Consider the following 20512-nt stretch of genomic DNA (forward strand, 5'->3'; position numbering starts at 1 on the left):
GCGCAGCATTGCGTTGCCTCTTGCTTAAGGTTTTAACGCATATAGCGGAACAAGGAAAGATGGTATGGCAACGTTGAAGTTCAATCTGCGCGTCGATGATTTAGATGATGATACATTCGTGGTTCGGGATTTTCATGGCAGTGACGTCCTTTCTCAGACCTCTTTGAGTAACGGCGAGGTCTGTAATGGTTACCGATACGAAATATCGCTTGCGAGCCGTCGAACAGATATCGCCGCAGAGCATGTTGTCGACAAAGGTGTTCAGCTAGAGATTGAAATCAATGGTGAAGTGAGCCAGCGTGTTCATGGCATTGTTCGCAGTTTTACCAAGGGTGACATAGGGCATAACCACACTTTCTACGCGTTAACGTTAGTTCCAAGCCTTGAGCGTTTGTCCTTAAGGCAAAACAGCCGAATTTTCCAACATAAAAATATCCCTGAGATTTTCTCCATTTTGCTGCAAGAAATGGGTATCAATGAGTTTGCTTTTTCCTTACAACGAGAGTTTGCTCCTCGTGAGTTCTGTGTTCAGTATCGCGAGAGTGACATCGATTTTCTACATCGATTAGCCGCCGAGGAAGGCTTGGTCTACAGCTTCATTCATGAAGATGGTAAGCATACACTGCTCTTTACCGATAGTAGTGAGCGCCTCCCTCAGTTGGGGATGCCGATACCATACAATGCTTTAAGTGGTGGCGTTAGCGACGCGCCTTACATCTCTCATTTAGCAACGCATACTCAAACCGAGGTGAGCCAAACGGTACTGAAAGACTATAGCTTTAAGAAGCCCTCTTATGGCTTTGAACAACAGGCGCATGGTGTGGAGATGGATTATCAACGCACCGAGTTTTACCAACATTTTGATGCTCCCGGGCGTTATAAAAATGATCAAAGTGGCAAAGCGTTTAATCAAATTCGCTTAGATTACCTGAGGCGTAATGCCCATACAGCGACAGGTAAAAGTAATCATCCACAGTTGCAAGCGGGCTATAAATTCGATTTACAAGAACATATTGATAGCAAGTTAAATCGCACTTGGTTAGTGGTTGAGGCAGCACACTACGGCAAGCAAACTCAAGCGTTGGAAGAAGAGGGCGGCAGTGGAGAAACCACTTATCGCAACGAGTTTAAATTGATTCCCGCTCATATTAATTGGCAGGCTCAGCCCCAACCCAAGCCCCAAGTGGATGGTCCAATGATCGCTACTGTGGTTGGCCCTGAGGGTGAGGAAATATTTTGTGATGAACATGGGCGAGTGAAAGTTCACTTTCCTTGGGACAGATACTCGAGTGCAAACGAAAACAGCTCATGTTGGGTACGCGTCTCTCAAGGGTGGGCGGGCAGTCAATATGGCATGATAGCAATACCGCGCATTGGTCACGAGGTAATTGTCTCATTTTTAAATGGCGATCCTGACCAACCGATTATCACAGGTCGCACCTATCATGCGACGAACACATCAGCTTACGAATTGCCTGAGAATAAGACCAAAACCGTTTTTCGCAGTGAAACTCACCAAGGAAGTGGTTACAACGAGCTAAGTTTTGAAGATCAAGCGGGTTCGGAACAAGTCTATCTTCATGCACAAAAAGACTTTGATGCAGAAATCAAAAATGACCATTCAACTCACATTAAGCACGATAAGCACTTAAAGATAGACAACGATAGTTTTACGCAAATAGCTCGCAATAGTCATTTAACGGTAACAGGTGAGTCTAGAAGTCTTATCAAAGGTGACAAAACGCATGTTGTAGAAGCGAGTCATCATCAAAAAGTGGGGAGTTTATACGCCCTAGAATCAGGTCAAGAAATTCATATCAAAAGTGGGACTAAGACCGTTATCGAAGCTGGCGCAGAAATCACTCTTAAGGTAGGCGGAAGTTTTGTAAAAGTTGATGCCTCGGGTGTCACTGTTGTGGGACCTAGCATTAATCTCAACTCCGGTGGAAGCGCAGGGAGTGGAAGAGGATATGGAGGTTTACAAGCCGCTCTCCCAAAAGGGGTAGAGATGCTTGATGCGCCGGAGGAGTTAGTACCTATCAACATAGAACAGCAACGAAATACGCTTATTGAAGCCGCATTAAAAGGTAGCCCAATTTGCCAAGTTTGTGAGGATGCTGATTCATGAGAACCTTTCCTACCTGTGGGGAACTCACTCCAGCGTCAAACTCGCCCCGTTGGATGATTCTTGACGGTGCTCTTCTACCAAAGCTCGAATACCAAGTCGCAACCTTAGGGGGTGAACTCAATACTGATATTAAGTACGCACCATTATTAGCAGCAACCCGTTGGGAAAAAGTATCTGACCTTGGCCCATACCTTGTCACATGGTCGAAAGAAATTGAAGGTTGGGCTCATAACATAGCGCCTTATCGCTATGGTGTTATTTTCGAATCCGACGCTTCCATAGACGACCTCGAAACGCACTGGAAGGAGCTCATTCTTTGTAAACATAGTGGCTTAGAAAACAATCTAACTCGTTTATACGACCCAATTATTTTCCTTTATTTACTCGAAGCAACGGAACAGACACGCTTTGAAACTTGGCTGGGACCAATGAGAAATTTGTGGCTACCAAACCTTTTTAACCAACAATACAGGGAAGCAAAATCGACGTCGACAACACCTAAGGTCTTAAAAGAAGCGTTTTTAAATGATGAAGAATGGCAGAGCCTGAGCGAAGCGAGCACAGCCTATACAGCGTGGCGGCTTATCCAACACATAGAGGAATATTTCCCTGACAAACTTCAAGCAACCAAACAACAAACGCACACTTTTGTTTTGCAGCAACTAAGTGACTTAAACCAACTTGGTCAAGTTAATGAGCAATTAGCAACATACTACCTCAATATTATTTGTAGGCTTGGAAATGTCTTGGATGAGGATTCTCTCTATCCTGAAATAACAGCTTGTTTATGTGCCCCTAAAGTCCCCTTAGAACAACGTTTAAAACAAGCCAATCATCTATCTATCTCACTTGCCCAGAATCCACAAGACTTAGTGGAGAACTATCAATGAACTATACAATTCAATCCGGAGATACCTTGTCCGGTATCGCTCGCGCAAACGGTATTACATTAAAAGCTATACAAAACGCCAACGCTAACATTACTGATCCGAATCAGATTCATGCGGGTGATGTCATCAATATACCAGAGGATGCGGTACTGGTTTCTGGCACTTCCGATCCTGCAACCAATGCAGCAATCGTCGCGAGTGCGAAGCCAATAGACAACGTGGTTGAGGAATGCCCATTAAGAGACAAATGGTTTACCGTTAAGCCAATGCGTTATGCTGTGGCAGATAACGATAGCCCTGCAAAACTCCCTGAGACATTATCTGTAGGCGTTGACCTACCTAATATGAAAGAGCATCACTATATTGCCCGAGAGCTAGTCAACCATATCGTCTATTATTTTAACGAAGACGATCAGTACCTTATTGAAGTACTTTATCAAGATGGTATTGCCCAAGATGCACGTTGTATTTTTGGCGAAGTACCACCAGAGGTTGAAGCCGCTTTACCAATTTTGAAACAAAAACAAAATGTAAAGGCAACTATGTGGTTAAGTGTAACGCCACTATCAAAGTTAAGGTTATCAAACTTACAAGCAAATCCAGATGCAATTCTCAAGCTTGGTCAGCGTATCGACTTCTCCCATGCCTCGGCTGGCAATGCTCCGGATACTAGACCGCTCTATGATGTTCAGAGCTTACTCGCTAATACTCAAGTTACCGAAAACTTTCTAAAATGGACGTTTCCAGCGTTAGACCCCATTTCTGATATCAACGGGATACGGGTTCCATACGAAGTACAAACGCCCAAAAACAACTACGCTGTTTGTCTCGTAGACGCGATTGGTATTGCAACCGATCTATGCCGAGAGTTCTCTATTGCTTACGAGTTAACTATGTCTAGTCTGAGTACCTCTCAACACCCTCTACAAATGGCAAAGTTAACCAAAAGCATTTTAGACAAAGAGATGACACAGGCTCAGGCAGCGTTAAAAATATCTGCATATGAATCCACAGGCCATTACGCCGCTGCACTCTCTATGCGTAAGCGTAGTGATCAAGAAATAGAGCAACTAAAACATGCGGCAGGTTCCTCTAGAAAGCTGGAATTGGAAGAATGTCTTCACGTAAGCGAAATGGAAAGTTACCTACAGGACTACCAAGATGCAATGCCTAAGCTCAAACAACAACTTGAAACGCTATCGCAAGACTGGTTAGTTTGGCTTGAACATGAACAGCTCGATCTAGCACTATCATTGCTAGATGACAGCGACAAAACGCAAGTAGCATTAAAAGAAAGCTTACTGTTTGCTATGACCAATAATCTCGAGGCAACCGATCAAGGGATTAAGCTTGCCAAGCGTTGGAGTAAAACATTGCTGGCAGTGGTAACTGAGCAACCGAAACAAGAGAAAGGCGCTGGAGCGCATTTATTAGCGGCGCTAGGCTTTGCCAAGCCATTAATATTAGAAGGCTCTAAGTGGTTAAAAGAGCTTAACGGAACAACAAACAGTAGCTCTAGTATCGAAGCGATAGCGAATGTAAGAAGTGGGCTAATTGAATCGGGTGACATGCCTGCCACCGTTGCCACCGATGGGCTGATTCAAGCTATCGCGACACCTTTGACCCAACTGAGTACTGAGAGCAAAACTCCTTTGCTTTGGGACGAGACTTACTCCCTGTTAACCTACCGTTATAACTATCAGTTTTCACAAGTAACAAGCACGTTAGGCGACGTAATGTTCGACATCGAGGCTTCCTATGCTGTAATGGTCTATGCGGCAACAGGGCATGTAACCAATGCTCCACAACGGCAATCTAGTTCTCAAACTCTCAACATGTATGCCGTCAACCAAACGTCAGCTCCCGGAGCCAAAACAAGTACTGTTGAAAAACACGCACAGTTTTGGATTAAGCAAGTCAATGGAAATGATTTTCTTAATGAAAAAACAACGTTAATGAAGTTGTATCGAAAAACAGAGCAAGTTTTTACACCAAAAGTACAAAACTCAGCAGTGGGCTTATTCTTTTTAGTTCAGGTTTACAACACTACACAGATGAATAGTACAGTAGAAAAAGATGGCTATTTAAAAGTAGGCTTGGAGCAGGCAAATGGTTATATAGGTTTGGTAACAAGCTCTTTTGCCGCCCTAGACCACTTTGCCGGTGCACGATTTGGTAAAGAAGGCAGTAAAAAAGTATTTACTGAGTTTATGCAAAAAGATGGCGCAAAATTACTCGGTTCTTCAACATCTAATATGTTAACTTCAGTATTGAAGCAAGCTGCTATAACCTCTCCTTCATCAGTCGAAGTTGTTGAACGGATTGGAGAGTGGGTAACTAAGCATGTAAGTGGCACTTTTCGTTGGTTGCCTGTAATAGGTGGAGTTGTTGCCGTGGTTGCCAGCGGGCATCAGCTTGGAGCTGATCTATTTGGCAACCAAAATGCCTTATCCACGGCTGTGTCCGGGGTAACATTATTGGTCAACGGCATGGCGGCTTATTGCGCTTGGATCGCCTTAGTCCCGGGGGCGGCTCCCGTAATGGCGGTAGCAGCGGTGGTTCTTGGTGTTACCGCAATAGCACTAGAAATAGTCAGGGCTTCCTTAATGGACGATAAAACTCAACTGTTCTTAAAGGGATCTTTCTGGGGGCGCGGCAGTTATGACTATGGTAAATCTAATACTTTAGAACAGCGAATGATGCTTTTTGGTCAAGACGCGCGGCAAGATGATGCAATAAAAGTGATGCAAAAAGAGTTGACCGCGTTTGGAGACTTTCTATTTAAACCCATCCCCCACCTAGTAAATGTTAGCAAAAATGGGGACCACAGTCGTTTTGATCTTCATATATTATTGCCAGGCTTTGTTCCTTTAAAAAGTGATGTCAGTGTTTATCTCCAAGGCTATGTGGAGAGTGATTCTAAGGATCTATTAGTGAGTCATAGCCGCGAAAATCGATGGCAAACTAATCACCTTAAAGGCAAGATGAGTCTGCTGAACGAAAATAATACAGCAGCATTGAGCTTTGAGGTCGATGAAGCAAAACTGAAAACGGACTATCGTTTTTATGAACTGGCGCTCGCTTATCATAACCCTGCTGGTTATCCTGTAACCTTAAAGTATCCTAAAATAACCATTAATGATGAAAAACAATGGTTTGAGTTCTGGCGTAACACTTCTGAATTGGAGTCTTTTGAAGTAGAGAAAAGCAAATAATGAGTCAAATAAAGCAAATAGGCCCAAACCATTGGATTGGGCCAGAGGACTTTGGTTTTACGCCAAACTTCCATATTACCCAATACGGCGTCGACCATTACCCTAATGGACATCTAATTCAGCAAGAACCGCTAAATCCAGGGAATAAAAAAATATCTTTAGTTAATCAAGTGAAAGAAGCTGAAGATATGGGAGAGTTTTTCGACGCATTTTCCGCGGGCGGGCATCAGGAGTTTCTTGATATGCGGGTTCAGTCAGTCCATGGAAGGGGGGGGAATGTTTTTGCTGTTATTTTCTTTGCATTGCTCTGGCTGGTTATCAAGACTTCAATGGTCTATAGCGCAGGAGATACTTGGTCACCAAACTACCTTGATATGATAGTCTCGGCAATACTAGCAATTTGTATGGGATTAAGTTTGTTTAAGCCCATAGCCATGCCAATCCGTTTTCACAAAAAAAACCAAGAAGTCTACGTTTGGTACAATAAAATTCTCTATCGTATTCCGTGGCAAGAATGTGAGTTATCAGTCATTGTGGCTAAAACGCATATGGGCTATGGTCGATTAAAAGATGGCTATGAGTTAATGTTATGGCTAAATCCCAAGCATGCAGTGAACGCTGATTTAACCGGCAATCGTCATCAATATATCAGTCTGCTGCACAATATGGGCAGTCATGCCCCCGTGTATGGCTATTGGGAGTATGTGCGACGTTATATGACAGGTGAACAACCTCTCTCGATAGAAATGAGTACTAAACCTAGAATACCTAGAGTCAACATTGAACTTGCAAAAGAGGAAGGATACAGCAGTTTTGAGGCCTTCGTGCGTTTCATATTAGTTCTGCCTATAGTATTTATTGTTCGACCTGCCCACTTCTCGCTTTGGTGCAACCCTTTTAAACATAAATGGCCTGAACAAGTCCATGAATGGACGGGCAAACGATGCAACTGGCATTAGACGTAACTCTACAAACCGCTCGATTTAAAGAATGATTGAAATGAAATTGTTTTTTAAGGTGGTATTGATGAGTGATGATACTGTGATTACCTATAACATTTTTGCAGGTGAGGATTACCGTAGCGAACCGCTTGACCCGCAAACCACCAAATAGCGCGTAAGAGAATTTCACGCTCTGCTAGTGATATTCACAGTTCTTATTCGCTATTAACACTACACTTACTTTTAACCGCAGTTTGATGCGGCAATAAAGGGATGCTGCTAGGCTATTGCGCCTAGCTCTACAAGTGAGGTGTATATGTCATTCTTTTTTAGTAAGAGGCTCTTTCTTACTCTACTTTTGTCCGTGTTCTCTTTTTCACTGTTTGCCCAGCAAGAGGCGGCTCAACCAGAGCCTTCTAAAGCTGAGTTGGCAATTGAGTCTATTAACCAAGATATTGTCGACCTTACTCAAAGCCTTAAAACGGCGACTGGCGATGAGCGTGATGCGATTCAACTGCAGCTTTTCCAGAAAAATGAAGATTTGCGCAGTCAACTGGCGCTTGCTGTTAGCCATAAAAGTTTGCCTGAAAAGGTGTTGCTCAAGAACGTTAAGATGCAAATTCAATACTCTCAAGGTGCGAGAAGCTACCTTGATGAGAAAATAAAAGTCATCAACCAGCAGATTAACGAGGCGAAAACAGAAGATAAGCTTTCTTTGATCAATCATTATCGAGAGCTGCAGTATTATCTTGATACGACCTATCAATCGAGTTGGCAAAATCTCAATTGGTTGGCGGATCTTGATAAAGCGGATCCGAAGTTGGAAGAAAATCTCCGCGATAGCACCAACACGCGTTTGCGTTTACTGTCGGCGTCGATTGAGTACCTCAATCAGCAACATGATTTCACATCAAGCCAATTGGCAACTAGCCCTGAATCAGAGAAAGCAACGATTCAACTTAACCAACTGATCATCAAACAGCGTTTAGATATTGCGACAAAAAGCTTACGTGATTTAATCACCATTGGAGATCATCTTGGGATCCAAACGTCAGAATATAAACGCCTTGCTTTTGAAGTCACGGGTAACATCACTCATGACTTACTCAATACTCAAGTCATTTGGGCGATCATTACCAATTGGTCAAATAATGCGTTGGATTGGCTGGTGGATAACGCACCCCAGCACCTATTCCAACTACTTGTCTTTGCGCTAATTTTGCTTATCGCAAAAGGGCTTGCCAATGTAGCGCGTAAAATTGTTACCAAAACAGTGTCATCGAAAAACCTCAAAATGTCGCAGTTAATGCAAGACTTTTTTGTTTCGATGTCGGGTAAAGCGGTTTGGGTGATTGGGATTATGGTGGGCTTATCGCAGATAGGTCTTAATCTGGCGCCAATTCTCACCGGTTTCGGTATTGCGGGTGTGATTATTGGTTTTGCATTGCAAGATACCTTATCCAACTTTGCCGCGGGCATGATGCTACTGATTTACCGCCCGTTTGATGTGGGTGACTTTGTTTATGCGGGTGGGGTCGACGGCAAAGTTAGCCATATGAGCTTGGTTAACACCACAATTCGAACCTTTGACAACCAAATCATCATTGTTCCGAACAGTAAAATCTGGGGAGATGTAATTAAGAACGTCACCCATGAGCGAATTCGTCGTGTTGATATGGTGTTTGGCATTGGCTATAGCGATGACTTGCTTAAAGCGGAATCTGTTCTGGCTGACATTGTGAACTCTCATCCAGCGGTGTTACGCGCGCCAGAGCCGATGATCAAAGTGCATGTTCTGAATACATCCTCTATCGATTTTATCGTTCGCCCGTGGGTGAAAACTGATGATTACTGGGATGTCTACTGGGATGTTACTAAAGAAGTGAAACTGCGTTTTGACCGTGAAGGCATTTCAATTCCATTCCCACAACAAGATGTTCATTTACATATGGTCAATCAGCAAGAAGCCTAGTCACAGAGTCACTTGCTCTTCCTGCGAGTTAACAAGCAAACTAAAAAAGCCCACCATGAGTGGGCTTAAACTTACAGTAGGAGAAGAGAACAATGGTTTAATCACCACATGTTCACATTGAACCTTAGTGACAAGGTTTGTCACCAAGGTGCAATTCGTTAGCTAGGAACCAGACCATTGAAATCGATTCTAGCTTGCTGAGAGAGCTCAGATGCTTGCTGCTTAAACTCTTTCGCTTTTGATACGTTATCGAGCGCTTGCTGAAGTTCATCTTGCAACTCTTGAGGCAACTGATGGTCGCTAAAGTGCTCATCAAAGCTATGCTCTAGGGCAAAGGCGCGGATACGTTTACGTACCGACATCAACTCGGCCATGGCTAAGCGCTCAGCCTCTGCCGCTTCCTGAGCGGTATCGCGTGCCTTTTCGAATCTCGCTAACGCCATGCCCTCTGATGACCAAGGGTCAATATCGGGTAGCTCTTCAATGTTAATCGTTGGCTCAACGTAATCCTCTTGGTGGCGTAAATCGAGGGAGGTTGCGCGAACGGCTGAAATCATCAGCATCACTGAAATTCCCAGCAGCGGCAGTCCACCTACGATGGCGGCAGTTTGTAGAGTGCTAAGTCCACCCATAAACATCAGAACCGTAGGAAGGAAGGAGAGGGTAAATGCCCAGAACATACGGTTCCAACGCATCGGTTCTTCAGTTACGTTGTTTTGTACCACCGACGCTAGGATGTAAGAAATCGAGTCAAAGGTGGTCGCGGTGAAGATAATGCACAGTACGGTAAATACCGCGATGACAAAAGTGCCCATCGGCAAGGCTTCTAACATTGAGAAGATCGCCTTTGTCGCGCCTTCAGCATTTAAGATACCCACCACATCCAACTCGCCTGATAGTTGCAGTGATAAGCCGTAATTGCCCAGTACCATAAAGAACAAGAAGCAGCCTAGAGAGCCAAAGAAGATCGAGCCAGATACCATTTGCTTAATCGTACGTCCGCGAGAGATACGGGCAACAAATAGCCCCATACTAGGGGCGAACACCAGCCACCATGCCCAATAGAAAATTGTCCAATCTTGAGGGAAGTGAGTGTCCTCAAACGAGCCATAGCCACCAAATGGTTCTGCCCATGTCGCCATTACAAAGAAGTTGGAAAGCATGCGCCCAATTGAGTCTAAGCCTGTTTCCAGCATAAAGATGGTTGGACCGGCAATCAAAATAAACGCAAGCAATCCCATCGCTCCCCAGAAGTTAATATTACTGAGGATCTTGATACCTTTTTCGAGACCAGCGTATGAGGAGTAGGCGAAAATTGCGGTACAAAGCAGCAGTACCATGACTTGGCTAAAGGTGTTTTTAGGTAGACCAAATAGATAATGCAAACCTTCGCCAATTAATGGAGCGGCAAGCCCCAAGCTGGTCGCGGCACCACCGAGTAGGCCGAAGATAAACAACACATCGACAATTTTGCCTGCAGTACCTTTGCTGCGCGCTTCTCCTAAAACGGGCATTAACGCACTAGAGACTTTTAAAACTGGTTGTTTACGAACGTAAAAGAAATAGGCGATAGGTAGGGCTGGGATAAGATAGATTGCCCAGGCAATCGGCCCCCAGTGAAAGATGCCATAGGTTGCCGCCCAACGGACCGCCTCTTCGCTGCCCGGCTCTAACTGAAAAGGCGGAGCTTGATAGTAGTATGCCCATTCAATACACCCCCAATAGAGGATACTGGCACCGATACCGCCACAAAATAGCATGGCAGCCCAAGAAACGGTGGAAAACTCAGGTTTTTCATCGGCTTCGCCGAGTTTGATTTGTCCCATATCGCTGAAAACGACATAGATCATAAAGAAAAATGCCCCGAGACCGAGAGCAAGATAAAGGAAACCGAGTTTATCGGTCATAAAGGTTTTTGCTACCGCAATCCATTCTGCGCCTTGCTCAGGAAAGAGCATTAACGGCAGAACAATTGATAGCAACATAGCGATAGCGCCAAAAAAGGTTGGCTTATCGATCAAAGAGAAAGAATCTTTCATGGTGTGCTTCATCCTTAAACAACATGACGCAACCATTATGTCGGTAGGGTCTTGGTTCGGACAAATAGCAGATTCTTTCGTGAAGATTAAAAATAGTAAGGGATTAAGCAGCCTGAGTGTGAAACTCAGGCAAGCATAAGAAGTAAACCACCAACGGTTGCCGCTGCGGAAACAAATTGCCCTGCAGTGTAGGAATCATCTTCCTCTTCTTTTACAACATCAGGATGATCCATACCCAGTGCACCGGCTGCAAATGACTCCACTTTGTCACCAACAGTTTTATCTGATTTGGCCTCTTTAGCACTTTCTTTTTCTATCTCTTGCAGTGCAGCAAGAAGAGCTTTACCTTCTTCTGACAGCGTCACTTTGTTTTGCTCAACCTTAAGTGGTGCAGGACTTGCTCCTCCTTCGACAGGTTTTGCTTGAGGCTTGACCTGATCGGTTGGTGTCAGCTTAGCTGGCGCCATTCCTACTGGTGTCATAAACGTCTCCTCCAACATTCCTTAGTCATTGTATCGACCATGGCGTGAAAAACTTGTGTGAAATATTCGCCCAATTAATAAATTTTTTATGAGCAAAAACTGAGCCAATATTGACGATAAAGCAAAAAATAGTGTTTAACTTTGTCTTCAGGCCAGCAAATACAATCGGTAGGGTTAATCACAACTCATCTCATCACTGTGATGCATCATGGCATGGATTGCCTTAATTCTATTTTCTGGCTGAATGTATCTTGCCGGCGGCGGCAATACATGTAACTGATAGTCGGGATTAGTCAGAGTGATTTCACCAACGGGACTTATCATTATGACATTGAGTTTCGGCGCGCGTCGTTTTATCGAGGCTTTGATCCCAAGCCCTTCCTCAACATGGAATTTGCCCGCAATATGCATTACCTGAGAATCTGGATGGTCGATGAGATAGTTAACAATACTCTCTGCCATAGTTTCATCCCACGTTGCTTGTGCGGCGAACTGATTGTCGTTTTGCGTCTGTGTCCCATGATGCATAGACTGCATAAACTTATCTTTATATGGTGAGGCTTGTGTGTTTATTTCTCTCGCTGCCCATGCTCTTTGTTCGCGAGAGAGGGTATCGAGATAGCCGATGCCTTTTCGACCGACACAGCGCACAAGGTTACGTGGAGCATTCGCCGCAACAACATCAAGTTGTTTGGCTTTAGCAAACTCAATTAAAGGGCGATAATCACTTTCGTAATTAGGCCATGCGTTCCCTTGTGTAATTAGAGTTTGTTCGCCAATCTCACTAGCTAAATATTGGTCGACAATGGTTTGATTATCGCGGCTAAACTGTTCCATAGAGACGGCAAGTTTGGGCTGGGTTTTGACTAACTGTTGTAGGAACTCGGTTTGAAAACGGTGAATAGCAGAATGCGTATGCCACTCACCAACTAAAATGACATCGGCGTCTGCGGCTATTGTCGAGAGTTCACTCAGTGAAAGGGCTTGCCCCTCTGGAGTGTAGAGCGTGTAGTCGTAGTATGTTTGCGGCAGGGGCTCGCCATTTGGCGAGGAAAGTGCGTGAGAGCAGGCGACAAGCGGCAGCACTAACGCACTAAGCAATAAGTTTCTATACATAAAAAGCCCTTTCTTGAAAGTTTAATCGGGCTTGATAAAGATGCAATGTTGCGACGGTAATTAAATCTTGCGATAGATTCGGATCATAAAGTCAGCTTCACAAGCAAAGTGCTCCGCTGTCTTAAGCAATTCCCGTAACTCATTTGTTGCTTTCCATGCAAATGGCGTCATTTGCAAAAGATCAAATGCGTCCCCTTGAGCAAGTTCCATTACATAGTTCAGCTTCTGCTCATGCTCGAGAGTGAACCCCGCGAGTTCTTCGGCTGCCTCATTATGCAAGCGAACATCTTGATAAATATGTTCACGCAGTTGATAAAGGTGACGACCAGCTGGTGTTACCGTGATAACAATACCTTGATCTTTTAGTGTGCGAGACAGTTCCTCCGCTTTGCAAGGTGCATAGATACGTAAAATCGCATCAAGGCTTTGCTCAGAGAAAGGTAAACGGTGACTTGAAGCCACGGTAAATTGGCAGTTAGGGTATCGTTTTGCCGCATAACGAATCGCAACTTTCGAGATATCCAAGCCAAAAACTTGAGCTTGTGGCTCTTGCTGCTTTAACTGAGTGGCGACTTCATCGGTATAGTATCCTTCACCACAACCTATATCTAAGAGTTGATGGTGAGTACCCTGCAAATATTGCGCGCACAGCTGGGCAACGGCTTGCTTCATCGGCTGGTAGTAGTCTTTTTCTAAGAAACGGCGACGCGCTTGCATCATCTCTTTGTTATCACCAGGATCTTTAGAGCGCTTGTGTTGCACAGGCATTAGATTGACATAGCCTTCTTTGGCAAGGTCAAAACTATGGTTATTGCTACAGCGATAAGTACGGTCGGCAAAAGAGAGTGATTGATGACAAAGAGGGCATTGATAAGACATAGCAAGCTCAACAGGTGGATTTAGGCGGCAGAGTCTAGCAAGAAAGTGCCACAGGCAAAAGGGAAGATCAAAAGAGCCAGCAATTTCGCTGGCTCATTATCTTAGTGACTGGGTTGATTACGCAGAAATAACCGTCGCTAACTCGTAGCTTTGATCGGGTTGAAGCGTAACACCATGCTGGATTGAGGGCGCGTGAACGGTTGATTCAACACAGAGCATGGTTTGGTAACCGTTATCAGCCATATCCGTCATACCTTGTGCACCTTGTGACCATGGGTTCCAAAGTACGGCAGAGTTGTGACCATGGTTTTCAATCGTAAGGGTACGGTCGAGCACCTTATCTTCAACTTTGATTTGTGCCGCTGGTTGGGTATAGACACGATCAATCGTATCGGTAAGCACTAACGTATCGCCACCCTGGCACACTTGGTCTTCCAATAGGCTGTCAATGTACTCGCTGCCCATGCCAGTGGTTTGTGCTTGAGTGATATCGCCAACATTGAGATAAGTATGCAGCGCACCTGAGAACGTCCAAGCTTCGTCATCGATGTTAGTGACTTTCAGTGTGACTTTCAGTTTGTCGCCTACTTCAACGATCAAACGGGCATCAAACATATGTGGCCAGATTTGATGTGTTTCTTCACTTGGGAACAAAGCAAGTTCCACAATAACACCCTGATCATTTTCACGATGCTCAACTAACTCCCATTCTGAGCTGCGAGCGAAGCCATGAGCCGGAACCGCAATACGACCAAACCAAGGCCAGCAAACTGGAATTCCCCCACGTAGCGCAGCCTTACCATCAAAAATAGCCTTTTCACTCATCCAGATCAGATCTTGTTGACCAGTTGGTTGATAAGAAACGACATGACCACCGTGTAAAGCGATACCAGCGGTCGCTTTCTCATGGATGACTCGGACAATCTTAACTTGGTCTTTTTCAACAATCGTCACGTTGTCTGATAAAACTGCTAGGGTAGGAAGAGAGACTAAATCCATCTATCAAGTCCTTTTATTGTAGGAATTACAGATACTAAAAAGGCGACTCAAGAGCCGCCTTTTCTAACGAAGAACTTCGCTAATCTTTATCTCAGTAATAATTACTTAGAGATGTGTGCGATTAGGTCTAGAACTTTGTTTGAGTAACCGATTTCGTTGTCGTACCAAGATACAACTTTAACGAAGTTGTCAGTTAGAGCGATACCAGCTTTAGCATCGAATACTGAAGTTTGAACTTCGCCGATGAAGTCTTGAGAAACTACTTGGTCTTCAGTGTAACCTAGAACACCTTTTAGCTCGCCTTCAGAAGCTTCTTTCATTGCTGCACAGATAGCTTCGTAAGATGCGCCAGTTTTTAGGTTAACAGTTAGGTCAACTACAGAAACGTTAGCAGTTGGTACGCGGAAAGCCATACCAGTTAGTTTGCCGTTTAGTTCTGGAAGAACAACGCCTACAGCTTTAGCAGCACCAGTTGACGATGGGATGATGTTTTGAGAAGCACCACGACCACCGCGCCAGTCTTTCGCAGAAGGACCGTCTACAGTTTTTTGAGTAGCTGTAGTAGCGTGAACTGTAGTCATAAGACCAGATTCGATACCGAACTTGTCGTTAAGAACTTTAGCGATAGGAGCTAGACAGTTAGTAGTACAAGAAGCGTTAGAAACGATGTCTTGACCTGCGTAAGTAGCGTGGTTAACGCCCATTACGAACATTGGAGTTGCGTCTTTTGAAGGACCAGTTAGAACAACTTTCTTCGCACCAGCAGTGATGTGTTGACGAGCAGTTTCGTCAGTTAGGAAGATACCAGTTGCTTCAGCAACTACATCAACACCGATTTCGTCCCACTTAAGGTCAGCTGGGTTGCGCTCTGCAGTAACACGTACAGTTTTGCCGTTAACAACAAGGTTGCCGTCTACTACTTCAACAGTGCCGTTGAAACGACCGTGAGTTGAGTCGTACTTCAGCATGTATGCCATGTAATCTACGTCGATAAGGTCGTTAATACCTACAACTTCGATGTCCGCGCGCTCAACAGATGCACGGAATACGAAACGACCGATACGGCCGAAACCGTTAATACCTACTTTGATAGTCATTATAGTTGCTCCACAACTTAATTTCTGATTAAAGATAACTGGTAGTAAAATTACAAAATCCAGTAACAATCTGCAAGAGATAATCGGTCTTAACTTGTTTAAAGTCAAAAAAAAGCGACGCTTTTTTTCACAATTAGTCGCAAATGGTTATCTTTTGCGCGGATATTGAAATCTTTCTGCCAATTATTGTCGTAAAATAGCAGTGAGGGCAAATTGAAGCTAAGCAAAATTTGCCGCTCTATCATGGTGAGAAAGTATGTGCTACAAAGGCTATCTGACGCAAGTTTTTAACGAAAATTTAGAAAATAATAATTAGAAAAATGGAGAGGAGGAAGGATGGATAAAGCACCTAAAAAGTTGATAAAGCCTGATGAATACTGGCGTGAGCGGCTTTCTGAACAAGAATTTCATGTCTGTCGAATGCAAGGAACCGAAGCACCGTTTAGTGGTAAATTGTTACATAATCGCGAGTCGGGAATATACCGCTGTACCTGCTGTGAAGCCGATTTATTTCAATCCTCAAACAAATATGATTCAGGCTGCGGGTGGCCAAGCTTTGACGCACCAATTCACCCCGATGCAATCCGATTTTTAGAAGATCTGAGTCACGGAATGGTTCGAACTGAGATTCGTTGTGCGGTTTGTGATAGTCATTTAGGTCACGTTTTTCCGGATGGGCCACCGACAACAGGGGAACGATTCTGTGTCAATTCTGTGTCGTTAATTTTCAACAATCCACAAAAAAGCGGTGACTAAATCACCGCAATTTGTTTAATCCTTTCAATTTTTTTGAAAGCCCTACAACTTAGTTACTGAGCATTAACACCTTTTTTGCGCTAAATGCGCGGAATCATACTGGCTTGGTAACGTCCATCTTCAATAGCATCGTAGACATCGTCTGCAATATCGTCGAGTTGGCGGTACTTTTCTTCAGTAAAACCATACAACAGAGTGTGGTTTTTTTCCGACGCAGTTTGTACATCGTATTCTGCTGCTACCTGAGACCAAATGTACGCCAGTTCGCGACGATTTAGCTGGAGGTTGATACTTGCCAAAGACTTGATAGCACTAATATTGACTGAATTACTGTCACTGAGTTCTAGTGAACGGTTCAGTAGTTGCAACGTTTTGCTTGCATCACGGTCAGTATAAAAGGTCGCCAGTGCGTACTGCATTTCGGCAGTGTCTAATGCATCTGTCCCTTCAAGTTGTAAGAAACTGCGTTTGGCATTTTCATCACCGATCTGACTCCACAAGAAATACAGTGCATTTGGGGCGCTTGAATGCTTGAGTTCGTCCACCACTCGTTGTCTTTCTTGCTGAATATGCATGATTGTTGTCACCCGTTTTGATTTGCGTTCAGAAGCGGTAAGAGGCTGGATCTGAGCGGCTAACGTTAGACACTTCTCATAGTCTGCGAGGATATGGTATTCCTTGATTTTGTTTTGTTCAGAAGGGTTTTTGATAATCTCGTGTCGATGCCAGATCAAGTCGGTGCGCGGCAAACGGCACTGGCCATCGTCGACATTGAGTTCATTGCATCGTAGTGCTGGATTTGAGTCACATAACTGTTCTGTGTTTTTACGACTTTCAAAACACCCTGAGAGTGTTAAACCAAGGCCAATAGTGGCAACCAACTTTAATGTGTTCATAATTCTCGCTGCTTGTGATCAATTACACTTAATGAGAGTGCCTTACTTGACTCAAAGGCTAGGGCAGTTATGTTTTCTCAAAAAGATGATAAGGATAAATCATGGATGTTGAGCAACTCGTTAACGCAATAACCCCAGAAGCCTATGAGCGACTACTTTATGCGATCGAAACTGGTAAATGGCCTGAGGGTACGGTTCTTACTCAGGAACAACGCGATTCATGCATGCAAGCAGTGATGCTATATCAATCAAAACATAACGCTGAAGCTCAGCATATGACGGTAGCTCAAGGCGGAGAAATGAGTTTTAAATCCAAAGCGGAGCTAAAAAAGCAATTTCAACCTGAGCAGTCAGACATTGTGCGCGTAAACCCTAACCACCACGAATAGCGACAAACTGAGAGCATGGTTCACTATACATTTAGCTCAAAGACATAATAAAAAGGTAGATGTGTTTGCATCTACCTTTTTTGATCAATTATCCGCAGCACTTCTTAAATTTTTTACCGCTGCCACAAATACAAGGGTCATTACGGCCGATTTTCAAGTTTTTGAGTGGTTGAGATAGGCGTTCGTCTTCCGCTTGTGGAAACTCGCCATCAATGTAGAACCACGTGCCATCTTCTCGAACAAAACGAGAACACTCTTCTAGGCAGTATTGTTTTTCATCTTGGTTGAAGAAGGCTTTGAAGGTCACAAACCCCTCATTACTATCGCCGCCATCGTGCGTCTCTACGACTTCAAGACCGACCCAGTCACTATCGATAGACTCGGCTATTGCTTGTCGTTGTTCTTCCGCATGGCAGCTTGGGTGGTAGGTTTGAACGACAAAATCGACTAAGCCAAGCACATGAGCGCTATAACGTGCGCGCATCAGTTGCTCTGGTACAGTGGCATTATTCGGATTTTGATGTATTGGTTGGCAACACACATCGTAAGACGACGGGTTTCCGCACGGGCAGTGACTCATAAGTTCTACACGATTAAAATTGAATGGAACCGTAAGTGTATTTAGCTGCGAGCATCCAGTAAAGCGATTCTATTTCGGCTTGATACTCTCAGCTTTCGCATCGACATCCATCAACTCAGCAGTCCAAGCGATAGCCGCATCATAAGCATTAAAGACTTGCTCATCATTAAGGCGTAGCCTCTGACCTATGGTGGTCACTTTGTCCCAACGCGCTCGTTCAATGGCTTTGGCTAAGACTAATAGGCCACCTAGCGTTCCCCGTTTTTCCAATATTGCTCCTTGAACTTCACTATCAACGGGCATTTGGTTAACGACCTGATCCAAAGGTCGATCAAGTAAGCAATCAATTAGTGAGAACATCCCGGTCAAAAAGGCATGGCTTGACTGAGGCGCTGGTGACACTTGAGTTGCTAACAACTCGCAGAACTTGGCTCTCTGGATAGAGAGACTATATAAGTAGTCCGGCTTGTCATTGTCGTTGGATGCCAAAGCAACCAACGATATAAATTTGCGTAGCCGATCTTCTCCAAGGTAGACAAGCGCTTGGTGGAAAGACTGAATCTTACTTGTGACGTTAGCAGAGGCGTTGACATAACTAAGCAATTTATAGGAAAGAGTGACATCACGCGCGACCAACTTTTCAAGTTGATCAAAACGAATCTCGGGTTTAGCAACTTCGACGAGTAGTTGCAATACCGTGAGCATAGATGGCTCCAGCGCTTTCTTTTGTACTACCTCTGGTTTGCTAAAGAAATACCCTTGGAAGTAATCGAAACCCGCATTCTTAGCCAGTTCAAATTCGGCGGCCGTTTCGACTTTTTCAGCGAGGTAGCGCAATCTGTTTTTACCGTGCTGGCGGATAAATTCTCGAGCATCACCAATGGATATTGTGCGAATGTCAAACTTGATGATGTGTACGTAGGGCAAAAATGGCTGCCATTCTGGAGCTGGGACAAAATCATCCAACGCAAGCGTATAACCACTATGGTAAAGCTGCTTCACTCTTTGCAGTAACGCATCTGTTGGCGGACAATCTTCTAAAATCTCAATAATTAAGTTGCTGGGTGGGAAAAGTGAGGGAATATCATCAATTAGGCTTTGATAGGGGAAGTTGATAAAGCCAAGGAGATCACCCAGCGTATCCTGTTTGGTAGTCAAAATATGATCTGACAACAAGCGAATGGTTGCCAGATCGGCATCGATATTGGGAAAGCTGTTTTTAGGTCCATCCCGAAACAGCAATTCATAACCGATGGTTTGTTTATCCACGTCCATGATCGGTTGACGTGCGAAATAGGAATACTTCAATTATCAATCAACTCTTTGTTTTACAAAGGTGATAATAAGCAGAATCGGAATATTTGCTTTGAACTAGTTCAAACTACGGATTTCCCGTACAGAAAGGGCGGGTTTCTAAACTGAAATTATTTGCGTTACAGCACAATATTGAGCCTTGTTCATACCAATCACCCAGAACAATACGTGTCATTTCTTGTCCATCAACAGCGAAAGTGTGAACGTTAGGTCGATGAGTATGACCATGGATCATTAGATCAGCGTGATGTTGCAACAGCACTTTTTCTACTTCGCTTTGTGTTACATCCATGATGTCAAACGACTTGTCTTTTTTGGTATCGCGAGCGTCAGACTGGACTTTGCGCACAATGGGTCTTTTGGCCGCCATTGGTAAGCGATTGAACAACCATTGCAACCAAGGTTGATTCACTTTAGCTCTAAAGGCGAGATATTGATGATCGTCAGTACAGAGTGTGTCACCGTGCAGAATGACGGCTTTGCGTCCATAGAGATCAATCACCGTTTCGTCACCAAGTAATACCATACCCGTTTGTTTGGCAAAGCGTTTACCGACTAAGAAGTCACGATTTCCTTTGGTGAAAAAACAGGGTACGCCACTGTCTGTCAGGCGCTTAAATTCAGCTCGAACGCGTTTGGCGAACTCGCTGTTGTCATCGTCGCCAATCCAGAAATCAAACAGATCACCTAAAACATACAAGGCATCGGCATGGATGGCTTCCTCACGCATAAAGCGTTCGAAACAAGCATTAATGTCAGGCGTGTCGGCTGATAAATGTAGGTCGGAAATAAATAGTGTGGTCATAGTTGTAAAAGAAA

At 44.2% G+C, this 20512-nt stretch carries 17 protein-coding genes; 7 read left to right on the plus strand and 10 right to left on the minus strand.

Annotated elements, in window-relative coordinates; translation table 11 throughout:
- Window positions 1-64 precede the first annotated feature (64 nt).
- From GZK95_RS04635 to GZK95_RS04655, 5 genes are all read left to right on the plus strand, one after another.
- Window positions 65-2128: a type VI secretion system Vgr family protein gene (locus GZK95_RS04635; RefSeq protein ID WP_075714083.1), complete on the plus strand. Its 2064-nt coding sequence runs from the start codon at window positions 65-67 to the stop codon at window positions 2126-2128.
- Window positions 2125-3018, plus strand: coding sequence for a DUF4123 domain-containing protein (locus GZK95_RS04640; RefSeq protein ID WP_075714081.1), 894 nt, complete (start codon window positions 2125-2127; stop codon window positions 3016-3018). Before GZK95_RS04635 ends, GZK95_RS04640 begins: the two co-directional genes overlap by 4 nt.
- Window positions 3015-6233: a LysM peptidoglycan-binding domain-containing protein gene (locus tag GZK95_RS04645; RefSeq protein WP_075714079.1), complete on the plus strand. Its 3219-nt coding sequence runs from the start codon at window positions 3015-3017 to the stop codon at window positions 6231-6233. Before GZK95_RS04640 ends, GZK95_RS04645 begins: the two co-directional genes overlap by 4 nt.
- Complete coding sequence (locus tag GZK95_RS04650; protein ID WP_075714077.1) at window positions 6233-7192, plus strand: DUF6708 domain-containing protein; 960 nt, start codon at window positions 6233-6235, stop codon at window positions 7190-7192. The genes GZK95_RS04645 and GZK95_RS04650 overlap by 1 nt, the downstream gene beginning before the upstream one ends.
- A 298-nt stretch (window positions 7193-7490) precedes the next feature.
- On the plus strand, window positions 7491-9146 hold the full coding sequence (locus GZK95_RS04655) for a mechanosensitive ion channel family protein (RefSeq protein ID WP_075714075.1): 1656 nt from the start codon (window positions 7491-7493) through the stop codon (window positions 9144-9146).
- Between the two features lie 158 nt (window positions 9147-9304).
- Here GZK95_RS04655 and GZK95_RS04660 read toward each other — a convergent pair whose 3' ends face one another.
- From GZK95_RS04660 to gap, 6 genes are all read right to left on the minus strand, one after another.
- Window positions 9305-11185, minus strand: coding sequence for a BCCT family transporter (locus GZK95_RS04660; RefSeq protein WP_075709104.1), 1881 nt, complete (start codon window positions 11183-11185; stop codon window positions 9305-9307).
- A 125-nt stretch (window positions 11186-11310) separates the two neighbouring features.
- Window positions 11311-11667 (minus strand): hypothetical protein, encoded by a 357-nt coding sequence (locus GZK95_RS04665; RefSeq protein WP_075709105.1) that lies wholly within the window; start codon window positions 11665-11667, stop codon window positions 11311-11313.
- A 174-nt stretch (window positions 11668-11841) separates the two neighbouring features.
- Window positions 11842-12783 (minus strand): ChaN family lipoprotein, encoded by a 942-nt coding sequence (locus tag GZK95_RS04670; RefSeq protein ID WP_075714073.1) that lies wholly within the window; start codon window positions 12781-12783, stop codon window positions 11842-11844.
- A 60-nt stretch (window positions 12784-12843) separates the two neighbouring features.
- Entirely contained in the window at window positions 12844-13662 is an 819-nt protein-coding gene (rlmA, locus tag GZK95_RS04675; protein WP_075714071.1) for a 23S rRNA (guanine(745)-N(1))-methyltransferase, read from the minus strand.
- A gap of 117 nt (window positions 13663-13779) precedes the next feature.
- The gene (locus GZK95_RS04680) at window positions 13780-14661 is read right to left on the minus strand and encodes a D-hexose-6-phosphate mutarotase (RefSeq protein ID WP_075709108.1); all 882 of its coding nucleotides are present in this window, start codon (window positions 14659-14661) and stop codon (window positions 13780-13782) included.
- A gap of 101 nt (window positions 14662-14762) precedes the next feature.
- Window positions 14763-15758: a type I glyceraldehyde-3-phosphate dehydrogenase gene (gap, locus tag GZK95_RS04685; protein ID WP_075709109.1), complete on the minus strand. Its 996-nt coding sequence runs from the start codon at window positions 15756-15758 to the stop codon at window positions 14763-14765.
- A gap of 336 nt (window positions 15759-16094) precedes the next feature.
- Between gap and msrB the strand changes: the two genes are divergently transcribed.
- Window positions 16095-16514 (plus strand): peptide-methionine (R)-S-oxide reductase MsrB, encoded by a 420-nt coding sequence (msrB, locus tag GZK95_RS04690; RefSeq protein ID WP_075714069.1) that lies wholly within the window; start codon window positions 16095-16097, stop codon window positions 16512-16514.
- Window positions 16515-16594: 80 nt separating this feature from the next.
- On the opposite strand, the gene GZK95_RS04695 is transcribed toward msrB, so the two are convergent.
- A complete protein-coding gene (locus GZK95_RS04695) occupies window positions 16595-17410 on the minus strand; it encodes a DUF2989 domain-containing protein (protein WP_075709111.1) in 816 nt (271 codons plus the stop codon).
- Between the two features lie 101 nt (window positions 17411-17511).
- Here GZK95_RS04695 and GZK95_RS04700 point away from each other — a divergent pair, with 101 nt between their 5' ends.
- On the plus strand, window positions 17512-17799 hold the full coding sequence (locus GZK95_RS04700) for a YeaC family protein (RefSeq protein WP_075709112.1): 288 nt from the start codon (window positions 17512-17514) through the stop codon (window positions 17797-17799).
- Between the two features lie 88 nt (window positions 17800-17887).
- Here GZK95_RS04700 and GZK95_RS04705 read toward each other — a convergent pair whose 3' ends face one another.
- From GZK95_RS04705 to lpxH, 3 genes are all read right to left on the minus strand, one after another.
- Complete coding sequence (locus tag GZK95_RS04705; protein WP_075709113.1) at window positions 17888-18379, minus strand: YchJ family protein; 492 nt, start codon at window positions 18377-18379, stop codon at window positions 17888-17890.
- A gap of 69 nt (window positions 18380-18448) precedes the next feature.
- Entirely contained in the window at window positions 18449-19687 is a 1239-nt protein-coding gene (locus tag GZK95_RS04710; RefSeq protein ID WP_075709114.1) for an EAL and HDOD domain-containing protein, read from the minus strand.
- Between the two features lie 73 nt (window positions 19688-19760).
- Window positions 19761-20498 carry a UDP-2,3-diacylglucosamine diphosphatase gene (gene lpxH / locus GZK95_RS04715; RefSeq protein ID WP_075709115.1) on the minus strand — a complete coding sequence of 246 codons (738 nt, stop codon included), beginning with the start codon at window positions 20496-20498 and terminating at the stop codon, window positions 19761-19763.
- Between the last annotated feature and the right edge of the window lie 14 nt (window positions 20499-20512).

The sequence above is a fragment of the Vibrio panuliri genome, assembly GCF_009938205.1.
GTDB classification, from domain to species: Bacteria; Pseudomonadota; Gammaproteobacteria; order Enterobacterales; family Vibrionaceae; genus Vibrio; species Vibrio panuliri.

What these genes read in the sequence shown, in the direction of transcription:
- GZK95_RS04650 (WP_075714077.1), top strand. Translation starts at nt 6,233, where the DNA reads ATGAGTCAAATAAAGCAAATAGGCCCAAACCATTGGATTGGGCCAGAG.
- msrB (WP_075714069.1), top strand. Translation starts at nt 16,095, where the DNA reads ATGGATAAAGCACCTAAAAAGTTGATAAAGCCTGATGAATACTGGCGT.
- lpxH (WP_075709115.1), bottom strand. Translation starts at nt 20,498, where the DNA reads ATGACCACACTATTTATTTCCGACCTACATTTATCAGCCGACACGCCT.
- GZK95_RS04665 (WP_075709105.1), bottom strand. Translation starts at nt 11,667, where the DNA reads ATGACACCAGTAGGAATGGCGCCAGCTAAGCTGACACCAACCGATCAG.
- GZK95_RS04695 (WP_075709111.1), bottom strand. Translation starts at nt 17,410, where the DNA reads ATGAACACATTAAAGTTGGTTGCCACTATTGGCCTTGGTTTAACACTC.
- GZK95_RS04705 (WP_075709113.1), bottom strand. Translation starts at nt 18,379, where the DNA reads ATGAGTCACTGCCCGTGCGGAAACCCGTCGTCTTACGATGTGTGTTGC.
- rlmA (WP_075714071.1), bottom strand. Translation starts at nt 13,662, where the DNA reads ATGTCTTATCAATGCCCTCTTTGTCATCAATCACTCTCTTTTGCCGAC.
- GZK95_RS04645 (WP_075714079.1), top strand. Translation starts at nt 3,015, where the DNA reads ATGAACTATACAATTCAATCCGGAGATACCTTGTCCGGTATCGCTCGC.
- gap (WP_075709109.1), bottom strand. Translation starts at nt 15,758, where the DNA reads ATGACTATCAAAGTAGGTATTAACGGTTTCGGCCGTATCGGTCGTTTC.
- GZK95_RS04670 (WP_075714073.1), bottom strand. Translation starts at nt 12,783, where the DNA reads ATGTATAGAAACTTATTGCTTAGTGCGTTAGTGCTGCCGCTTGTCGCC.
- GZK95_RS04680 (WP_075709108.1), bottom strand. Translation starts at nt 14,661, where the DNA reads ATGGATTTAGTCTCTCTTCCTACCCTAGCAGTTTTATCAGACAACGTG.
- GZK95_RS04635 (WP_075714083.1), top strand. Translation starts at nt 65, where the DNA reads ATGGCAACGTTGAAGTTCAATCTGCGCGTCGATGATTTAGATGATGAT.
- GZK95_RS04660 (WP_075709104.1), bottom strand. Translation starts at nt 11,185, where the DNA reads ATGAAAGATTCTTTCTCTTTGATCGATAAGCCAACCTTTTTTGGCGCT.
- GZK95_RS04640 (WP_075714081.1), top strand. Translation starts at nt 2,125, where the DNA reads ATGAGAACCTTTCCTACCTGTGGGGAACTCACTCCAGCGTCAAACTCG.
- GZK95_RS04655 (WP_075714075.1), top strand. Translation starts at nt 7,491, where the DNA reads ATGTCATTCTTTTTTAGTAAGAGGCTCTTTCTTACTCTACTTTTGTCC.
- GZK95_RS04700 (WP_075709112.1), top strand. Translation starts at nt 17,512, where the DNA reads ATGGATGTTGAGCAACTCGTTAACGCAATAACCCCAGAAGCCTATGAG.